This window comes from Staphylococcus sp. FSL W8-1270 (genome assembly GCF_038007165.1).
Taxonomy (GTDB): Bacteria; Bacillota; Bacilli; order Staphylococcales; family Staphylococcaceae; genus Staphylococcus; species Staphylococcus hominis.
The window spans coordinates 2,242,700-2,262,052 of sequence record NZ_JBBOWQ010000001.1 but is presented as its reverse complement, the minus strand read 5'-3'; the positions used below and the strand labels follow the sequence as shown (position 1 = coordinate 2,262,052).

Sequence of the window (19,353 nt, the reverse complement as noted above, 5' to 3'; positions counted from 1 at the left end):
ATATAAACTCCATCTTTCTATAAATTTAAGACTTATACACAGTTTTTATAAGCGTGGATAAAAATAATCACAGCATGTTAATAATTATCCACAAGTTAATCACATTCGGTGGATAACTTTATATATGCTATGATTTATACACAGTAAAAACACGTATAGAATTTATAAAAAAATCCTATAAGATAAATGATTCAGACGACTTATCCACACAATTATACTTTTTAACTGCAATAGATGTCAAATGGCTGTGAATATGTTTGTAAATTTGGTATAAATCTGTGAATATGCTATTGATTATCCACAAAAAATTAAATACTATATGTGAATAAGTGGATAAAAAATGATACCATAATTCAATGTACTATAACAGGTTTGGGAAATAATTTATAAACGTGTATTAAATATGTATAAAATTGAGAAGCTACTGAATCAATGAAATGTATAAATATTAAAAATGAAAATGATATAACTAAAAGACATTCTTGAAAATCATTAATTGGTTTCAAAAGCTGCTTGCTTTATAAATGGTAATTTGTTATATTGTAGTAGTTGCTTGAATTATGACTAGATAAAATCGAATTAAATCAAAATGATTTGATATTAACAATTATCATTTATCTATTAAAATAGTCAGGTTCATTAGAAGTAGATTTAGTGAACGAGATATAATATGTAGATGGAGGTGTTTTGCATGGTAAAACGTACTTATCAACCAAATAAACGTAAACATAGTAAAGTTCATGGTTTCAGAAAACGTATGAGCACTAAAAATGGCCGTAAAGTTTTAGCGCGTCGTCGTCGTAAAGGCCGTAAAGTTTTATCAGCATAAGATCACTGACTTCTCAGTGGTCTTTTTTTTCGTTTTAAACCCACACATTTTAATAGATGAATGTAACATAAAGAACAATGTAAGCGAGTGATTTAAGCGTGGAGAAAGCTTATCGTATAAAAAGGAATAGTGAGTTCCAAAAAATTTATAAAAAGGGAAAATCTGTAGCCAATAGACAATTTGTTGTGTATACATTAAACAATGAGTATGAACATTTTCGCTTAGGCATTAGCGTTTCTAAGAAAATCGGAAATGCTGTAACTCGAAATCGTATTAAGCGTGCCATTAGAGAAAACTTTAAAGTGCATAAGCAAGATATGATTTCAAAAGATATTATTGTAATAGCGAGACAACCTGCTAAAAATATGTCAACTTTAGAGATTCAAGGCAGTTTAGAACATGTATTGAAAATAGCAAAGGTATTTAATAAGAGAATTAATTAAATTTAGACTGACGGAAGTCTAACGTTAGACAAACCGAAGACTAACCATTAGGTTATAAAACAATATATTCGCAATTTAATTAGAAACTTATTACAATATTATATTGAAATTTTACTTAACTAGGGAGGCGAGAATGGATAATGGATTTTGATACAATTACAAGTATTTCAACTCCAATGGGAGAAGGTGCAATTGGTATTGTACGGTTGTCTGGTCCAGAAGCGGTTGAAATAGGCGATAAGTTATATAAAGGAAAGAAAAAATTAAAAGATGTTCCATCACACACTATTAATTACGGCCATATTATAGATCCTGAGACAGACGAAGTTGTAGAAGAAGTGATGATTTCAGTTTTACGTGCACCAAAAACCTTTACACGTGAAGATATTATTGAAATTAATTGTCATGGAGGTATTTTGACAATCAATCGCATACTAGAACTTACCATGACACATGGTGCTAGAATGGCGGAACCTGGCGAATATACTAAGCGTGCGTTTTTAAATGGCCGAATTGACTTATCTCAAGCAGAAGCAGTCATGGACTTCATTCGTTCTAAAACGGATAGAGCCTCTAAAGTTGCAATGAATCAAATTGAAGGTCGTTTGAGTGATTTAATTAAACGACAACGTCAATCGATATTGGAAATTCTTGCCCAAGTTGAAGTGAACATTGATTATCCAGAATATGATGATGTTGAAGATGCAACAACGGAATTTTTACTTGCGCAGTCTAAAAAAATTAAAAATGAAATTAATCAATTATTAGAAACGGGAACTCAAGGTAAGATTATGAGAGAAGGATTATCTACAGTGATTGTCGGTAAACCGAATGTAGGTAAATCTTCAATGCTAAATAATCTTATTCAAGATAATAAAGCCATTGTCACTGAAGTAGCTGGAACAACTCGAGATGTATTAGAAGAATACGTTAATGTACGTGGTGTCCCATTAAGACTTGTTGATACAGCAGGTATTCGTGATACTGAAGATATTGTAGAAAAAATAGGCGTAGAGCGCTCACGTAAAGCATTAAGTGAAGCGGATTTAATTCTTTTTGTATTAAATAATAACGAGCCTTTAACTGAAGAAGATCGTACATTATATGAAGTAATAAAAACTGAAGATGCTATTGTTATCGTTAATAAAACAGATTTAGAACGTCGATTAGATATTGAAGAAGTTAAAACTATGATAGGGGACACACCACTTATTCAAACATCAATGTTAAAACAAGAAGGTATCGACGAATTAGAATTACAAATCAGAGATTTATTCTTTGGTGGAGAAGTACAAAATCAAGATATGACGTATGTTTCAAACTCTAGACATATCTCACTTTTAAAACAAGCAAGACAAACAATTCAAGATGCCATTGATGCAGCTGAAGCTGGTATTCCTATGGATATGGTTCAAATTGATTTAACTCGTACATGGGAAATATTAGGAGAAATTATTGGAGAATCAGCAAGTGATGAATTAATTAATCAGCTATTTAGTCAATTTTGTTTAGGTAAATAATAAAAATTAAGACGGTCATTAGTCTAAAATGAATAATAATAATTAAGGAAAAAATAGGGAGGTCAATTCAATGGTTCAAGAATATGACGTAATTGTTATTGGTGCCGGTCACGCTGGAATTGAAGCGGGATTAGCTTCAGCAAGACGTGGTGCTAAAACGTTAATGTTAACCATTAATTTAGATAATATCGCCTTTATGCCATGTAACCCATCAGTCGGTGGCCCAGCAAAAGGAATAGTAGTACGTGAAATCGACGCATTAGGTGGCCAAATGGCTAAAGCCATTGATAAAACACACATTCAAATGCGTATGCTTAATACTGGTAAAGGTCCAGCAGTTCGTGCATTACGTGCTCAAGCTGATAAAGTGCTTTATCAACAAGAAATGAAACGTGTCATTGAAGATGAAGATAACTTAGATATCATGCAAGGCATGGTAGACGAATTATTGATTGAAAATGATGAAGTTAAAGGTGTACGTACGAATATAGGTACAGAGTATCATGCGAAAGCTGTAGTCATCACGACAGGTACATTTTTACGTGGAGAAATCATTTTAGGTAATATGAAATATTCAAGTGGTCCAAACCATCAACTTCCATCTATTTCATTAGCTGATAACTTAAGAGAACTTGGGTTTGAAGTGGTGCGTTTTAAAACAGGTACACCGCCACGTGTGAATTCTAAAACAATTGACTATTCTAAAACCGAGATTCAACCTGGCGATGACGTTAGTCGTGCGTTTAGTTTTGAAACTACCGAATACATTTTAGACCAACTCCCTTGTTGGCTCACGTATACAAATGATCGTACACATAAAGTCATTGATGATAATTTACATTTATCAGCTATGTACTCAGGTATGATTAAAGGTACAGGTCCACGTTATTGTCCATCTATTGAAGATAAATTTGTACGTTTCAATGACAAACCACGTCATCAACTTTTCTTAGAACCAGAAGGACGTAATACGAATGAAGTTTATGTGCAAGGCTTATCAACCAGTCTTCCTGAACATGTTCAACGCCAAATGTTAGCTACTATTCCGGGTCTTGAAAAAGCAGATATGATGCGTGCAGGTTACGCGATTGAATATGATGCGATTGTGCCAACACAATTATGGCCAACATTAGAAACTAAAATGATTAAAAACTTATATACTGCAGGGCAAATTAATGGTACATCTGGTTATGAAGAAGCAGCAGGCCAAGGCATTATGGCAGGTATTAACGCTGCAGGTAAAGTATTAGGTACAGGCGAAAAAATTCTAAGTCGTTCAGATGCTTATATTGGTGTCTTAATTGATGATTTAGTAACAAAAGGAACGAATGAGCCTTATCGTTTATTGACTTCTCGTGCTGAATATCGCTTATTATTACGTCATGATAATGCCGACTTACGTTTAACTGATATTGGTTATGACTTAGGCATGATTTCTGAAGAACGTTATGCACGTTTTAATGATAAACGTCAACAAATTCAAGATGAAATTGACCGTTTATCAAATATCCGTATTAAACCAAATGAACATACGCAATCTGTGATTGAAGCTCATGGTGGTTCACGCTTAAAAGATGGTATCTTAGCCATTGATTTATTGCGTCGTCCTGAAATGACGTATGATACAATTTTAGAGATATTAGAAGAAACACATCAGTTACCAGAAGCGGTAGAAGAACAAGTTGAAATTCAAACGAAATATGAAGGTTACATCAATAAATCATTACAACAAGTTGAAAAAGTTAAACGTATGGAAGAAAAGAAAATTCCAGAAGACTTAGATTATAGTAAAGTGGATAGTTTAGCCACTGAAGCACGAGAAAAATTAGCAGAGGTTAAACCATTAAATATTGCGCAAGCATCACGTATTTCAGGTGTTAATCCTGCAGATATTTCTATCTTACTTGTATATTTAGAACAAGGTAAATTACAAAGGGTGAAAAATTAATGAGTGGCATCGAATGGTTAACAAAAGTGTTAAGTGAGCAAGGGATTGAATTAACAGAACAACAACAACAACAATTTCAAACCTATTATCGTTTGCTTGTTGAATGGAATGAAAAAATGAATTTAACAAGTATTACTGATGAGCATGAAGTTTACTTGAAACATTTCTATGATTCTATTACAGCTGGATTTTACTATGATTTTAATCAACCACTAACACTTTGTGATGTAGGGGCTGGTGCTGGATTTCCAAGTATTCCTTTAAAAATTGTTTTTCCAGAATTGAAAGTAACCATTGTCGATTCATTAAATAAACGTATTCAGTTTTTAAATCATTTAGCAGTTGAACTTGGATTAACACAAGTAAGTTTTGTTCATGATCGAGCAGAAACATTTGGTAAAGGTGTCAATAGAGAAACATATGATGTGGTAACAGCACGTGCAGTGGCAAGACTTACTGTTCTAAGTGAGTTATGCTTGCCGTTAGTTAAAAAAGGCGGGCAGTTTATTGCATTAAAGTCTGCAAAAGGTGAAGAAGAATTAGCAGAAGCACAATTTGGTATAAGCATCTTAGGTGGAGAGTTTAGTGATTCTTACACATTTGATTTACCAGAAGATGCAGGTGAAAGACAAATGATTATAGTTGATAAGCGCCGTCAAACGCCTAAAAAATATCCTAGAAAACCTGGTACACCTAATAAAGCTCCTTTATTAGAAAATTAATCAATTTTTCGGTTACTCATGTTAAAATTGATTTTAAGAGGAGTGAATGGACAATGAAAAAACCTTTTTCTAAACTATTTGGTTTAAAAAATAAAGAAGACATCGTTGATTATATTGAAGAAAATCGTCATTCAAGTGTGGAATCCATTCAAATAGAGCGTATCGTACCTAACCGTTATCAACCGCGCCAAGTGTTTGATTCAAGTAAAATTACAGAACTTGCTGAGTCGATAGAAGAACATGGGTTATTACAACCCATTGTCGTTCGACCTATAGAAGAGAATATGTATGAAATTATTGCAGGTGAACGACGATTTAGAGCATTACAATCCTTGCATCAATCTAAAGCAGACGTCATTATTCGTCATATGAATGATGAAGAAACTGCTGTAGTGGCCCTTATTGAGAATATCCAACGTGAAAATTTATCTGCAATAGAAGAAGCCGAAGCTTATAAAAAGTTACTTGAAATTGGACAAACCACTCAAAGTGAGTTAGCGCAAAGTCTTGGAAAAAGCCAAAGTTTTATAGCTAATAAATTACGCTTACTTAAATTAGCACCAAAAGTAATTGTACGATTACGTGAAGGTAAAATTACAGAACGCCATGCACGCGCAGTATTATCCTTAAAAGAAGCGGATCAAGAACAATTGATTGAACAAGTTATTGCTCAGAAATTGAATGTCAAACAGACAGAAGCTCGTGTGAAACAAAAATTAGGCCCTGAAAAAGTAAAAGCAAAAACATTCCAATTTTCTAAAGATTTGACACAAGCACGTGATGAAGTTGGTAAGAGTATTCAAGCCATTGAAGACTCGGGTATTCATGTTGAGCATCGTGATAAAGATCACGAGGATTATTATGAAATTAAAATAAAACTATATAAACGTTAATGACTAAAAGAACAGGTAGAATGAATGTTGCATTCAGTATCCTGTTCTTTTTTTGTCACCTATTTTATAATAATGGATTCTTTATTTCATATTTACATAGTTTAAAAATAGAATTACAATATTATTAAACGAAACGTATCGTTTAATAATTAAGGTAAGAAGGGTTTCATGTGTTCGGAATATCAATTTCAAGTGCGATACTTCATTTTGTGATTGGAGGTATCGCTGTTGCCTTTGCATCGATTATGGCTGAGAAAGTAGGAGGAAAAATGGGTGGCATTATTGCGACTATGCCGGCAGTCTACCTAGCAGCTATTATTGCTTTAGCCATAGATCATCGAGGAGAACAGCTGATTCAAATGTCGATACATCTTAGTTCAGGAGCTATAATAGGTATTATTTCTTGCATCATTACAGTATTTATTACGTCGATTTATATAAATAAACGAGATTATAAAAAAGGTACAGCGTTTGCATTTATTTGTTGGTTAGTCATTTCAATTGCTATTTTTGCGGTACGACACATTTCTTAATATTTGGAGGATTTTTTAATGAAATTAACTTTTATCAAATTTCTCGTGGGTGGTTTAGCTGTTATGTTAAGTTATATTATTTCAGTTATGCTACCTTGGAAAGAATTAGGTGGCGTTTTTGCAACATTACCTGCAGTATTTCTTGTTTCTTTATTTATTACTGGTATGCAACATGGAGATGTCGTTGCCAAACATGTTAGTAGAGGTGCAGTTTTTGGTATGACAGGTGTATTATGTAGTATCTTAGCAACATGGGCAATGTTATATTCTACACATGAGTGGTTACTTAGTATTTTGGTTGGTTTTGTTGTATGGTTTATTAGTGCAGTAATTATCTTTGAAATTGTAGAATTTATTTCACGTTTAAGAAGGAGAAAAGATGGCTGGAAGACCGAAAGATCCAACAATCAATGAAAAAATATTTAAAGAAATTGATCAATTATTAGAAACGACTTATTTTAGAGATATAACAATAGATCAAATTTCTGAAAATACAGGTGTTTCTAAAGCGACAATTTATAGACGTTGGAAAGATAAATCATCTATTATTGTCGATATGTTTGTCAGTCGAATCCACGTTTTTGAAAATGATTATAAAACGATGTACGAGGAATTGTATCATTTTCTAATAAGAATTATGAATATTTATCAAACTCATTTAGGTCGTGCTGTGATTGAAATATTAATTAGTTATCAACCATCTGAAGCACGTGACATATTTATGAAAGGTTATTTTGATAGCAATCGTAAAATATTGAAGACTATTATTTCTAAATATATTGACGAAGCGGACCAAGATTTATTTATTGATTTAATTTTTTCACCGATTTATTTTAATATATTGATTAAACCTCACGTCCTTAATGAAACTTATATTAAAAAGTTATTAAAAGTAATTTTAGATGCATATAATGTTGAATAGTAAAAATATTGAAACTATAAGAAATTAGAGTATCATTCTTATTCTTATATAACCCGTAGATGATTTTAATCTATGGGTTTTTTATTAATAATCAGTATTATACGATTTCGCTTTCCTAGGGGATAGTTTCAGTTTATGTCAACTCAAAGTCTTTTCATGTTTATTTATGATTAAGGTCTCAATCTTTAATTTGTCCTACCCCTTTAGGAGTTTCATTACCAATACTTTGCTTATATTTGTTCTAAAGATCTTAAAATATTGCGATATACTAAAATGTAAAACATTTTTTACACTAAAACTAAGATAATGTAAAAGAAAATTGATAGCTTTTTATTAGAAAAAACGCTTTTATAAATATAGTATTATGATTTTAAAAATTAAATAAAAATAGTTTAATTTATAACGAGGTGAATGAATGGATATCGGTCAACAAATAAGAAAATATCGAGAAAGAGATGAATATTCTCAAGAATACTTAGCGGAAAAATTATATGTTTCTAGACAGACAATATCAAATTGGGAAAATGAAAAGAGTTATCCAGATATTCATAATTTACTAGTAATGTGTGAGTTGTTTGATATCTCACTAGATGATTTAGTTAGAGGAGATTTAAATTCAAATAAACAAGAATCTATAAAAAGAAAAATGAACATTTGGTCGTTAGTTATGATTATTGGATTTACTTTGTCTTCTATACTTATAGGTCCTCTCTTATATTATTTTAATTCATGGGGATTTATAATAATTGCTATTCTTTTTTTAATTAGCTTTTATAGTGGTACTCAAATTGATAAAATTAAGTATAAATATAATTTAGATAACTACGATAGAATAGTAGCTTTTATGAATGGTAAAGATCCAAACGAAGTAAAATCTAGTGAAAAAAGGAATATATTTACTAGTATATTATCTTTTATTTTTATAGTGGGTTTATTTTTATGTATGTGTTATTTGAGTATATATTTAACAGAGATATTTTTAAAATATTAATGAAAGAGAAGCTCAATTCATTTTGAGCTTCTTTTTTTATTCTAATGGTTATTTTTTTCGTATCTTTTCAAAATATAGCCACCGCCAAGTAAGCCTACCGGCACACCAATAAATGGCGTTGTAATACTACTAGCAACTAATACTATCAGAGCTAACATGATACCATTAAACCAATTTACTTTTAAACTTAATAAATCGTCATATGCGTGTTGAATCATTTCTTTAATAGTCATTTTAACATGTCCTTTCAATCTATTATTTAAATGGCGTCTTTAATGATGCGTTCTGAATGAATGAACGAAATAACTGCAAATATCAGATATACAAGTGAATAGATAACCATGACAATGAAGATAGGTGTCAATGTATAATTGCCTATTAAGATCATAAATGCGTTTGCTGCAAAAAAGGCATGGAGTAAAGAAACAACTAATGGTAAACCGAAATTGAATATAATTTTTAAAGCTAGTCCTTTTATCATATCTGTATTCGTAAAACCAATACGTCGCAGAATACGATAATTGTTTATTTCATCTTCAGTTTCATCCATTTGTTTAATATAAATAATGCAACCAGCTGCTACTAAAAATGCAAGACCTAAGAAAGAAGTGACAAATATAAGAATGCCATTACTTTCATCAATTGCTTTTTTGTTTTCACTTTTTAAAACTACATTTTGGTTTCCTTTTTTAGCTAATGTTTCAGCTTTTGAAAGATCACTATGATGCTTAATATTAAAACCATAATGATGTGTAAGTTGATTTTTTGTTTTTAAAGCATTATAGTTGTCTACGCTAATTTTAAGTACTGGCCCACCCAGTGAAGCATCCATTGGAATGATTTCATTTAAATCTTTTTTATCTACATAAAATGTCTTTACTTGTTGTCCTTTTAGTTTTAAATCTTTATGAATTTGAACATTAAACATCATTGAAAGTGGACCTTGTAAATTTGTAATTGTAGCGTGATGACCTTTGATATGAGGATCAGCCATAATCGATATACTTTCATTTTGCATTGCATTACCCGTTTTACTTTTAATGACATCATTTTCAATAATATGGGTATTGGCATTTTCATACGTTTTTTTTGTATAGGGTATACCGTGTTGGTTAAGTTGATGTTCAAATTGTTGGGCCGTCTTTGCTTTAGTAAAGTTAATATCTTGAGGTGACGATGATTGAATATTAAAGTCAGCATTTGCTTTACTAATTGCTCCGAAACACAATATTGTTACTGTAACTGCTGAAATGACTGTAATAATAGTTAAAGACATCGCATTTTTCTTCATTCTATACATAATCGAAGATGTAAAGACGACATCAGTGATAGAGACACGACCCTGTTTTGATTTTTTTAAAGATTTAAAAATAATTGAAACTGAACTTCTGAAAAACAAATATGCGCCTGCTACAGTTAAGAATAAAATAATAAACGGCGTTAATAAGGCCATTGTTAATTCTTGAAATTTACCAAACATTTCTGTAGACATATAATAACCTAACATCATCATTATGAGTCCAAGAATACCAGCAATACATTCTGGCGTGGTGATTTTCGCTTTTACTGCCTCTGTTTTCATACTGTCTTTCATCATAGAAAGTATGGTTCTTCGTTTTAAAAAGATAGTATCTTCTAACATAATTAGAATAAACGCTAACATTAGCATGATCATTGTTTGAATTAAAGCTGCTACTTCAAATCCTATAGATGCATGAATATGTAAATGCATCAGTTTTATTAATATTGAAAGCAATAATTTTGAACCTAAAATACCAACGATGACGCCAATAATGCCTGTACTAATAAATAAAGTGATTTGTTCGATAGCAAGCATTCTAAGAATGTTACCACGTGTTAGTCCAATGAGTTCGAATAATGCAAATTCGCGTGTACGACGTTTAATAAATAGATGGTTCGTATACATTAAGAAAATGATAATCGTAATGAATAAAAAAATTGAACCAACTTTTGCACCTTGATTGATTATTTTTGATGTACCATTATTTAAGCTATGTGTGTATTGTAATGTGACAAAACTAAAATATAAGATGATACTTAAGATTAATGAAAAAAGATATAATACATAATGTTTGATATTACTTTTTAAATTCTTTAATGTAATTTGATTAAACGTCATTTGCCACACCACCTAGGGCTGATTGTAATTGAATGATTTCATTATAAAATTTAGATTTTGTTTTACTTTGTTGAAGAATTTCTGAATGAATATCGCCATCTTTTAACATAATGACACGTTGTGCAAAACTTGCTGCTGAAGGATCATGAGTAACCATAATAATCGTACTATTAAATTGTTTGTTCATATCTTCTAAGCGATGAAGTAAATCTTGTGCACTTTTTGAATCAAGTGCACCTGTTGGTTCGTCTGCAAAAATGATGGATGGTTGATGTACAAAAGCACGTGCAGCAGCTGTACGTTGTTGTTGACCTCCAGAAATTTCACTAGGATATTTATCACTTAAATCATAAATACCAAGTGCCTCTGTGACGTCTTGATAGTTTTTTTCCATTTCATCTTTTTTCATTTTTTGGACAGATAATGGCAACATAATATTTTCTTTAACTGTTAATGTAGGTAAAACGCTATAATCTTGGAAAATAAAACCAAGTTCTTTCTTACGAAATTGTGCTAATTTTTTATTAGATAACTGGTTTATCTCATTGCCACTGATTTCTACAGTACCGCCTGAAATGCTATCAATCGAACTGATAACATTAAGAAGGGTTGTCTTACCTGAACCAGAAGGTCCCATAATGGCAACGAATTCTCCTTTATCGACTGAAAAGTTAATATCGTGTAGTGCTTTAAATTTTTGTTTCGTTCCATAAACTTTTGATAAATGATTAACGTTTAAAATAGGCATGATTATCATACTCCTTGTAAGTTTTATAATTTTTCTTTCGCTTTAGTTGGAATGTCTGATTGTTTTACTTCTTTATATGATGTAATGGTGTGAGATTTTTCGCTTACAACTAAGTAATGATGTTGTTTTAATTTTTTAGACGCTGTATAATCAATGTTTTTAGCTTTACCATCTTTGGTGTAACCTGTTTGATTATAATGATAGATATAGAAGTCTTTTTCCTTATCAACGACTTCCACTTTTGATGGTTTTTGAGTCTTAACATAATACTCATGCGTTGGTGCTAAGGGATTTAATTTATTCCAATCATTGATAGAACGATTGTTAGGATGTTGGTCTGAATATGCGTTTAATCCAAATAAACCACCTATAATGACTACAATAATGACAAGAATAGTTAATATGATTCTTAATAATAATTTCAATCTCATCACTCCTTATCTCTATTACACTTCTTATTTTAAAAGGGTGAATGAAGCGGTGCCTTTATCTAACCTTACAAAGTAAGAGGTGTATCTTACGAATGTGAAAGATTTAAATAATAATCAGTCGTAAGAAGAATGAAACGTGTTTGAAAAGTATGTATGATAGAGTAGAAGTAATCGAGAATAAGAAAAGATGATAGGCGGGATGAAATGTGAAAAGAGAAATCATGGAGTGGGTTATATCCATTGTAGTGGGGCTACTGGTTGTTATTGTAGTAACAAAGTTTATTGGCGAATCTTATACAGTATCTGGATCTTCAATGCATCCAACGTTTCAAGATCGCAATAAAGTGATTATAAGTAAAATTTCTAAATCTATGAATCACATTGATAATGGTGATGTCGTTGTATTTCATGAAGATTCAAAACGTGATTTTATTAAACGTGTGATTGGCACACCAGGGGATACAGTAGAATATAAGGGAGACCAATTATATGTAAATAATAAAAAAGTGTCTGAACCGTATTTAGATTACAATAAGAAACATAAACAAGGTCAATATTTAACAGGCTCATTTAAATCAAGTCAAATTAAAGGTTCAAATGGTGAAATGAAACTTCCTAAAGATAAATATTTAGTTTTAGGAGATAATAGACAAAATAGTATAGATAGCCGATTTGATGTTGTAGGTCTAGTAGATAAAAAACAACTTGTAGGTAAAGTCGTTTGGAGATATTGGCCATTTAATGAATGGAAAACTAACTTCAATCCAGGAACATTTTAAAAATAAAGTCACAACGAACATTTTTAATTCGTTGTGACCTTTTATTTTATAGTAGAGTTTTTATCCTATACAAACTACAAGAGTAAATAGAATTTATTTTGAATTTGTCGTCCCCAAAAAAGAGAACTAAGCTTGAAAAAAGCTTGCGACAAATGCATTTTTCAATTCAATCATCGACTACTAATATATATAAAACCGGAGACATTTAATGATGTCTCCGGTTCTGTCCTATTTCATTTTAGATTGTTGGTTTGTGTTATGTTTAATATAGTCCTTTTTACGTTGATGATCAGGTTGTAAGGTTAAACCTAAGAATTTTCTTTCTTGATTTGCATCTTTGAAAAATGAAATCATCATTAAAATAACAACAAAACTAAATGGTAATGCTGAAATAATAGCAGCTGATTGCAGAGCATCTAGACCTGTCGATCCACCAGATAGTAAAAGTACGTAGGCAATCGCTGATAACATGACGCCCCAAACAATCTTAACAAAACCGGATGGATTTAAACGACCAAATGATGTTTGCATACCTAATACAAATGTAGCTGAGTCTGCGGATGTAATAAAGAATGAGCCTACTAAGATAATAGCGATAAACGATAAAATTGCACCCATAGGCATCTCATTGAAAATACCAAATAATTGTGTTTCAGGTGGCATACTAAAGATATGTTTAGATTGCTTACCAATTTCAATACCAGTAATACCGAAGGCTGTAAACCATAGCATACTAATAATTGTAGGAACGCCTAATACTGCGATAACGAATTCACGAATCGAACGACCTTTTGAAATACGGGCAATGAAGATACCTACAAATGGTGACCAACTCATCCACCAGCCCCAATAATAAATCGTCCATGACTGTAACCATTCATGTTTTTGTGAGTTAAGTGGAGCAACATCAAAGCTATTAAAAATAAGTGTATTCAAATATTCACCAATTGAGGATGTAAACATATTCATAATTAAAATTGTAGGACCTACAATTAGAGTAATAATAAGTAACATCGCAGCTAAAAGCATATTTAAATTACTTAAATACTGAATACCTTTGCTTAAACCACTCCAAGCACTAATTAAGAATAAAACTGTAACAATAAGAATAATAATGCCTTGAATAAGTTTATTGTTTGGCACTCCAAATAAATAATTTAAACCACCGTTAATTTGCATGGCGCCAACACCAAGTGACACTGCAACCCCAATAATAGTAGCAAAAACGGCTAAAACATCTACAACAGTACCTAATGGACCTTCTACTTTATTTCCGAAAATAGGACGTAATGTACGAGAAATGAGTCCTAAGTCATTTTTTCTAAACTGTGTATATGCAAGAGCTAATGCAACAATACCGTAAACTGCCCAAGGATGTAGTCCATAATGTAAGAAACTTGAACGCATGGCTTCAGCTAGAGCAGCTTCTGTTTCTTTACTCGCTGTTGGTGGCGATAGATAATGTGAAATGGGCTCAGAAGATCCATAGAATACAAGTCCAATACCCATACCTGCACTAAATAGCATTGTTAACCATGAAATGGTATTAAATTCTGGTTTATCATCAGGTTTTCCTAACTTAAGCTTTCCAATTGGATGAAAAATAAGTGTGATACAAAATATCAGAATAATGCTAATAAGTAGCATATAGTACCAACCAAACGTTTCTGTAATAAAACTTCCGATTGCTCCAGAAATTGAACCAAATTGATTAGGGAAGATGGCTCCAATAATTACCAGTAACCCTACAATAACTGAAGCAAAAATAAATACATTTGAAAACTGTTTAGATTTGTTTTCCATGTATTTAACTCCTTTCAAATTTAATAAAACAGATGTATAAAAGCTTAACATATATCGTTAAAAGAATAATGAATAAGTTTAAAGTTTTACAAATATTTAATAAGTTTATGTTTTTAATGTATGTAATTATGTTATTATACTTATAATTTATCGAATATTTTGAAAATATAGGAGGTTTTAATTATGTTTGGATATCAAATTAATGACCACTTAAAATTAAAAATATTAGAAGAACGAGAAGCGGATCAACTTTTTAAATTAGTAGATAGTAATCGTGAGTCTCTAGGGGAGTTCTTGCCATTTGTAGCGTACACAACTGAGGTTGAACACAGTAAGAAGTTTATTCATTCGGCCTTACAACAATTTGCGCGTGGAGATGGATTTCCATATCCTCTTTAGTAGCGGTTTTTTTCTTTAAGGTTCATTAATAATTATATAAGCGGGTGGGATAGTTATGATCTTTGGTTATCAAATAGATAAAGATATTAAATTAAAGATATTAGAAGAACGAGAAGCAGGGCAGTTATTTAAATTAGTAGATAGTAACCGCAAATATCTAGCGGAATTTTTACCTTTTGTTGAACATACAAAGAGGGTAGAAGATAGTCAACACTTTATCCACTCAGCTTTACAACAATTTATCGATGGTAATGGGTTTCATTGTGGAATATGGAGTGATAAAAAACTGATTGGTGTTATTGGATTACATTATTTAGACTTAGTTAATAAACGTACCTCAATTGGTTATTATTTAGCTGAAGATTTCCAGAAGAAAGGCATCATGACTAGATGCACTAAAGCACTTATTCAATATGTATATGAAGAATATGATATTAATCGAATCGAAATACAAATGTCTATTAAAAATAAGGGGTCTTCGGAATATATAGTGGAATTACTTTCTTAATAGTTTAAAAACAACTGGTGTTTAAATCGGATTTTCTGGCGGGATGTTAGGATAATCAATAGTATTATATAAAAGTATCAATCACATACGAGTGATACTTTGGGAAAAAAATAAAATAGTCCAATTTACTTGACCGTGTACTATGGTACACGGTTTATAATATTCATGGGGTGAAATAAGATGATTTATCGCATTAGTGAGTTTGCAGATAAATGTGGAGTTAATAAAGAAACGATCAGATATTACGAGCGAAAAAATTTATTACAAGAACCTCACCGAACGGAAGCTGGTTATCGGATATATTCGTATGATGACGTTAAGCGTGTTGGGTTTATTAAACGAATACAGGAACTTGGTTTTTCTTTAAGCGAGATTTATAAATTACTTGGTGTTGTAGATAAAGATGAAGTTCGTTGTCAAGATATGTTCGAATTTGTTTCTAAAAAACAAAAGGAAGTGCAAAAACAAATAGAGGATTTAAAACGAATTGAAACTATGTTAGACGACTTAAAACAACGATGTCCAGATGAAAAGCAATTACATTCGTGTCCAATAATAGAAACATTAACATGAGAGATTAATTAACGAAAGGAGCTTTTTTATGAATAAATTTAAGGTAAACATTTCAGGAATGACTTGTACGGGTTGTGAAAAACACGTAGAATCAGCACTTGAAAAGATAGGTGCTAAAAATATTGAGTCTAGTTATCGTCGTGGTGAAGCAGTATTTGAACTGCCCGATGATATTGAGGTTGAAAGTGCAATAAAGGCGATTGATGAAGCAAATTACCAAGCCGGAGAAATTGAAGAAGTATCATCACTAGAAAACGTGGCGTTAATTAATGAAGACAATTATGACCTTCTTATTATTGGTTCTGGTGCTGCTGCCTTTTCTTCGGCAATTAAAGCTATAGAATACGGTGCAAAAGTTGGAATGATTGAGCGTGGAACGGTTGGGGGAACCTGTGTGAATATTGGCTGTGTTCCGTCAAAAACTCTTCTTAGGGCAGGGGAAATCAATCATTTATCAAAAGACAATCCGTTTATAGGTTTACAAACATCCGCTGGAGAAGTGGATTTAGCTAGTTTAATCACGCAAAAGGATAAATTGGTGAGCGAACTTCGGAATCAAAAATATATGGATTTAATTGATGAATACAATTTTGATTTAATTAAAGGTGAAGCAAAATTCGTTGATGCTAGTACGGTTGAGGTCAATGGGGCAAAGTTATCTGCAAAACGCTTTTTAATTGCAACAGGTGCATCGCCTTCGTTGCCCCAAATTTCGGGACTTGAAAAAATGGACTATTTAACTAGTACAACACTTTTTGAGTTAAAGAAAATACCAAAACGATTAACTGTAATTGGTTCAGGATACATTGGAATGGAGCTTGGACAACTATTTCATCATTTAGGTTCAGAAATAACGCTTATGCAAAGAAGTGAGCGACTTTTAAAGGAGTATGATCCTGAGATTTCAGAGTCAGTTGAAAAAGCGTTAATTGAACAGGGTATAAACCTTGTCAAAGGGGCAACTTTTGAGTGTGTTGAACAAAGTGGAGAGATAAAAAGGGTTTACGTAACAGTAAATGGCAGTAGAGAAGTCATTGAATCAGATCAGTTACTTGTTGCCACTGGAAGAAAACCAAATACGGATTCTTTAAATTTAAGTGCAGCAGGTGTTGAAACTGGAAAAAATAATGAAATCCTGATCAATGATTTTGGTCAAACAAGTAATGAAAAGATTTATGCAGCAGGAGATGTGACTTTAGGACCACAATTTGTATATGTAGCAGCCTATGAAGGTGGAATTATTACTGATAATGCTATTGGTGGATTAAACAAAAAAATAGATTTATCGGTAGTTCCTGCTGTTACGTTTACGAATCCGACGGTTGCAACGGTTGGTTTAACAGAAGAACAAGCAAAAGAGAAAGGGTATGATGTGAAGACATCTGTATTACCTTTAGATGCTGTTCCAAGAGCAATTGTAAACCGTGAAACAACCGGTGTATTTAAACTAGTAGCAGATGCAGAAACACTAAAAGTATTAGGGGTTCATATTGTATCTGAGAATGCAGGAGATGTCATCTATGCTGCATCATTAGCTGTTAAATTTGGCTTAACGATAGAAGATTTAACAGAAACCCTAGCACCATATTTAACAATGGCTGAAGGGCTAAAATTAGCTGCACTTACGTTCGATAAAGATATTTCGAAATTATCTTGTTGTGCAGGCTAAGGGAACTTTTTTACAACTCCCTATTCAAGTGAACCAGCTAATGCTTTAAGGGATTTTCTAAGTGCATTTGTGGTCACAAAAATAATTTAACACTGATGATTTCGACATCAAATCTATAATTGATACCTTAACACCGCAGAGTAATAAAGGATGAATAATATGTCAGACTTATTATCCCCACCAGACATTAAAACAATAGAACCGCCACAAGAAAATGAAACCGATATGATGTTTAAAGTTGAAGCAGTCGGACCACCTGAACGTTGTCCTGAATGTGGTTTTGACAAGTTGTACAAACACAGTTCAAGAAATCAACTAATTATGGATTTGCCCATTCGTTTAAAGCGAGTGGGCTTACAATTGAACCGTAGACGATACAAGTGTCGTGAATGCGGATCTACCTTCTGGGAACGCCTAATATCTGTAGATGAAAAGCGTAGTATGACCAAAAGGCTTTTAAAGTCCATTCAAGAGCAATCCATGTCTAAGACCTTTGTAGAAGTCGCAGAAAGCGTTGGTGTTGACGAGAAAACCATTAGGAACGTTTTTAAGGACTATGTGGCACTCAAAGAACGTGAATACCAGTTTGAAACTCCTAAGTGGCTTGGGATAGACGAGATACATATTATCCGTAGACCTCGGCTTGTATTGACTAATATTGAACGCAGGACTATTTATGACATCAAGCCTAACCGTAACAAGGAAACATTCATCCAACGTCTTTCAGAAATCAGTGACAGGACTTACATTGAGTACGTCACAATGGATATGTGGAAGCCTTACAAAGACGCAGTGAACACTATCCTTCCACACGCTAAAGTTGTCGTAGATAAGTTTCATGTAGTTAGAATGGCTAATCAAGCCTTAGATAACGTCAGAAAGTCTTTGAAAGCCCATATGAGCCAAAAAGAAAGACGTACCCTTATGCGTGAAAGGTTTATCCTTCTAAAGCGTAAACACGATCTAAATGAACGTGAATCATTCCTCTTAGATACTTGGTTAGGTAATCTTCCTGCTTTAAAAGAAGCCTATGAACTCAAAGAAGAGTTTTACTGGATATGGGATACTCCTGATCCAGATGAAGGTCATCTTCGTTATAGTCAATGGAGACACCGTTGTATGTCCAGCAACTCTAAAGACGCATATAAAGACCTCGTGAGAGCCGTAGACAACTGGCATGTCGAAATATTCAACTACTTTGATAAAAGGCTCACTAATGCTTATACGGAGTCAATTAACAGCATTATTAGGCAGGTAGAGCGAATGGGTAGAGGTTACTCGTTTGATGCCTTACGAGCCAAAATCCTTTTCAATGAGAAGCTCCATAAAAAGCGTAAGCCACGATTTAATTCAAGTGCTTTCAATAAAGCTATGTTATACGATACTTTCAATTGGTATGAAGTGAATGACCACGACATTACAGACAACTTTGGTGTCGATTTTCCACACTTATTAAGAATTTGGAGAAGGGTGATTTATAAGCCCTTTTCCACCATAAAATC

At 32.4% G+C, this 19,353-nt stretch carries 18 protein-coding genes and 3 pseudogenes; 16 read left to right on the top strand and 5 right to left on the bottom strand.

What is annotated here, in order from left to right; genetic code table 11:
• The first annotated feature begins 691 nt into the window (after positions 1-691).
• From rpmH to NSU06_RS11260, 10 genes are all read left to right on the top strand, one after another.
• Positions 692-829, top strand: a complete 138-nt coding sequence (gene rpmH, locus NSU06_RS11305; RefSeq protein WP_000240855.1) for a 50S ribosomal protein L34 — start codon at positions 692-694, stop codon at positions 827-829.
• A gap of 98 nt (positions 830-927) precedes the next feature.
• On the top strand, positions 928-1,272 hold the full coding sequence (gene rnpA / locus NSU06_RS11300) for a ribonuclease P protein component (RefSeq protein ID WP_048679394.1): 345 nt from the start codon (positions 928-930) through the stop codon (positions 1,270-1,272).
• A gap of 140 nt (positions 1,273-1,412) precedes the next feature.
• On the top strand, positions 1,413-2,792 hold the full coding sequence (gene mnmE, locus NSU06_RS11295) for a tRNA uridine-5-carboxymethylaminomethyl(34) synthesis GTPase MnmE (RefSeq protein WP_048679397.1): 1,380 nt from the start codon (positions 1,413-1,415) through the stop codon (positions 2,790-2,792).
• 70 nt (positions 2,793-2,862) lie between these two features.
• A complete protein-coding gene (mnmG, locus tag NSU06_RS11290) occupies positions 2,863-4,740 on the top strand; it encodes a tRNA uridine-5-carboxymethylaminomethyl(34) synthesis enzyme MnmG (RefSeq protein ID WP_048679401.1) in 1,878 nt (625 codons plus the stop codon).
• Positions 4,740-5,462, top strand: coding sequence for a 16S rRNA (guanine(527)-N(7))-methyltransferase RsmG (gene rsmG / locus NSU06_RS11285; RefSeq protein WP_167805790.1), 723 nt, complete (start codon positions 4,740-4,742; stop codon positions 5,460-5,462). Before mnmG ends, rsmG begins: the two co-directional genes overlap by 1 nt.
• 53 nt (positions 5,463-5,515) lie before the next feature.
• The gene (gene noc / locus NSU06_RS11280) at positions 5,516-6,355 is read left to right on the top strand and encodes a nucleoid occlusion protein (protein ID WP_017175627.1); all 840 of its coding nucleotides are present in this window, start codon (positions 5,516-5,518) and stop codon (positions 6,353-6,355) included.
• 170 nt (positions 6,356-6,525) lie between these two features.
• Positions 6,526-6,888, top strand: coding sequence for a DUF3147 family protein (locus NSU06_RS11275; RefSeq protein WP_019834696.1), 363 nt, complete (start codon positions 6,526-6,528; stop codon positions 6,886-6,888).
• A gap of 18 nt (positions 6,889-6,906) precedes the next feature.
• Positions 6,907-7,302, top strand: a complete 396-nt coding sequence (locus NSU06_RS11270) for a DUF3147 family protein (protein ID WP_017175629.1) — start codon at positions 6,907-6,909, stop codon at positions 7,300-7,302.
• Positions 7,268-7,810: a TetR/AcrR family transcriptional regulator gene (locus NSU06_RS11265; RefSeq protein ID WP_049335806.1), complete on the top strand. Its 543-nt coding sequence runs from the start codon at positions 7,268-7,270 to the stop codon at positions 7,808-7,810. Before NSU06_RS11270 ends, NSU06_RS11265 begins: the two co-directional genes overlap by 35 nt.
• Positions 7,811-8,225: 415 nt before the next feature.
• Entirely contained in the window at positions 8,226-8,801 is a 576-nt protein-coding gene (locus NSU06_RS11260; RefSeq protein WP_017175631.1) for a helix-turn-helix transcriptional regulator, read from the top strand.
• Between the two features lie 41 nt (positions 8,802-8,842).
• Here the strand turns inward: NSU06_RS11260 and NSU06_RS11255 are convergent, their stop codons facing one another.
• From NSU06_RS11255 to NSU06_RS11240, 4 genes are read right to left on the bottom strand one after another with little or no spacing between them, the layout of a single operon-like run.
• The gene (locus tag NSU06_RS11255) at positions 8,843-9,034 is read right to left on the bottom strand and encodes a VraH family peptide resistance protein (RefSeq protein WP_019834699.1); all 192 of its coding nucleotides are present in this window, start codon (positions 9,032-9,034) and stop codon (positions 8,843-8,845) included.
• 26 nt (positions 9,035-9,060) lie between these two features.
• Positions 9,061-10,941 (bottom strand): FtsX-like permease family protein, encoded by a 1,881-nt coding sequence (locus NSU06_RS11250; RefSeq protein ID WP_049382457.1) that lies wholly within the window; start codon positions 10,939-10,941, stop codon positions 9,061-9,063.
• A complete protein-coding gene (locus NSU06_RS11245; RefSeq protein ID WP_048762519.1) occupies positions 10,931-11,689 on the bottom strand; it encodes an ABC transporter ATP-binding protein in 759 nt (252 codons plus the stop codon). The genes NSU06_RS11250 and NSU06_RS11245 overlap by 11 nt, the downstream gene beginning before the upstream one ends.
• 23 nt (positions 11,690-11,712) lie before the next feature.
• The gene (locus NSU06_RS11240) at positions 11,713-12,120 is read right to left on the bottom strand and encodes a YxeA family protein (RefSeq protein ID WP_037541632.1); all 408 of its coding nucleotides are present in this window, start codon (positions 12,118-12,120) and stop codon (positions 11,713-11,715) included.
• A 206-nt stretch (positions 12,121-12,326) separates the two neighbouring features.
• Here NSU06_RS11240 and lepB point away from each other — a divergent pair, with 206 nt between their 5' ends.
• Complete coding sequence (gene lepB / locus NSU06_RS11235) at positions 12,327-12,899, top strand: signal peptidase I (protein ID WP_049382454.1); 573 nt, start codon at positions 12,327-12,329, stop codon at positions 12,897-12,899.
• Positions 12,900-13,127: 228 nt separating this feature from the next.
• Here the strand turns inward: lepB and NSU06_RS11230 are convergent, their stop codons facing one another.
• Positions 13,128-14,702 carry a BCCT family transporter gene (locus NSU06_RS11230; protein ID WP_049382452.1) on the bottom strand — a complete coding sequence of 525 codons (1,575 nt, stop codon included), beginning with the start codon at positions 14,700-14,702 and terminating at the stop codon, positions 13,128-13,130.
• Between the two features lie 183 nt (positions 14,703-14,885).
• On the opposite strand from NSU06_RS11230, the pseudogene NSU06_RS11225 reads away from it, so the two are divergent.
• From NSU06_RS11225 to NSU06_RS11205, 5 genes and pseudogenes are all read left to right on the top strand, one after another.
• Positions 14,886-15,086 (top strand): annotated as a pseudogene (locus NSU06_RS11225) (GNAT family N-acetyltransferase); the annotation flags it as partial.
• A 73-nt stretch (positions 15,087-15,159) separates the two neighbouring features.
• Positions 15,160-15,600: pseudogene (locus tag NSU06_RS11220) on the top strand (GNAT family N-acetyltransferase); the annotation flags it as partial.
• Between the two features lie 189 nt (positions 15,601-15,789).
• Positions 15,790-16,182, top strand: coding sequence for an Hg(II)-responsive transcriptional regulator (gene merR / locus NSU06_RS11215; RefSeq protein WP_001863748.1), 393 nt, complete (start codon positions 15,790-15,792; stop codon positions 16,180-16,182).
• Positions 16,183-16,210: 28 nt separating this feature from the next.
• On the top strand, positions 16,211-17,851 hold the full coding sequence (merA, locus tag NSU06_RS11210) for a mercury(II) reductase (protein WP_340780012.1): 1,641 nt from the start codon (positions 16,211-16,213) through the stop codon (positions 17,849-17,851).
• A 159-nt stretch (positions 17,852-18,010) separates the two neighbouring features.
• A pseudogene (locus NSU06_RS11205) lies at positions 18,011-19,332 on the top strand (ISL3 family transposase).
• Positions 19,333-19,353 lie beyond the last annotated feature (21 nt).

Excerpts from the sequence above, each read along its gene's own strand:
- rpmH (WP_000240855.1), top strand. The coding sequence starts at position 692 with ATGGTAAAACGTACTTATCAACCAAATAAACGTAAACATAGTAAAGTT.
- mnmE (WP_048679397.1), top strand. The coding sequence starts at position 1,413 with ATGGATTTTGATACAATTACAAGTATTTCAACTCCAATGGGAGAAGGT.
- mnmG (WP_048679401.1), top strand. The coding sequence starts at position 2,863 with ATGGTTCAAGAATATGACGTAATTGTTATTGGTGCCGGTCACGCTGGA.
- rsmG (WP_167805790.1), top strand. The coding sequence starts at position 4,740 with ATGAGTGGCATCGAATGGTTAACAAAAGTGTTAAGTGAGCAAGGGATT.
- noc (WP_017175627.1), top strand. The coding sequence starts at position 5,516 with ATGAAAAAACCTTTTTCTAAACTATTTGGTTTAAAAAATAAAGAAGAC.
- NSU06_RS11270 (WP_017175629.1), top strand. The coding sequence starts at position 6,907 with ATGAAATTAACTTTTATCAAATTTCTCGTGGGTGGTTTAGCTGTTATG.
- NSU06_RS11265 (WP_049335806.1), top strand. The coding sequence starts at position 7,268 with ATGGCTGGAAGACCGAAAGATCCAACAATCAATGAAAAAATATTTAAA.
- NSU06_RS11260 (WP_017175631.1), top strand. The coding sequence starts at position 8,226 with ATGGATATCGGTCAACAAATAAGAAAATATCGAGAAAGAGATGAATAT.
- NSU06_RS11255 (WP_019834699.1), bottom strand. The coding sequence starts at position 9,034 with ATGACTATTAAAGAAATGATTCAACACGCATATGACGATTTATTAAGT.
- NSU06_RS11250 (WP_049382457.1), bottom strand. The coding sequence starts at position 10,941 with ATGACGTTTAATCAAATTACATTAAAGAATTTAAAAAGTAATATCAAA.
- NSU06_RS11245 (WP_048762519.1), bottom strand. The coding sequence starts at position 11,689 with ATGCCTATTTTAAACGTTAATCATTTATCAAAAGTTTATGGAACGAAA.
- NSU06_RS11240 (WP_037541632.1), bottom strand. The coding sequence starts at position 12,120 with ATGAGATTGAAATTATTATTAAGAATCATATTAACTATTCTTGTCATT.
- NSU06_RS11230 (WP_049382452.1), bottom strand. The coding sequence starts at position 14,702 with ATGGAAAACAAATCTAAACAGTTTTCAAATGTATTTATTTTTGCTTCA.
- merR (WP_001863748.1), top strand. The coding sequence starts at position 15,790 with ATGATTTATCGCATTAGTGAGTTTGCAGATAAATGTGGAGTTAATAAA.
- merA (WP_340780012.1), top strand. The coding sequence starts at position 16,211 with ATGAATAAATTTAAGGTAAACATTTCAGGAATGACTTGTACGGGTTGT.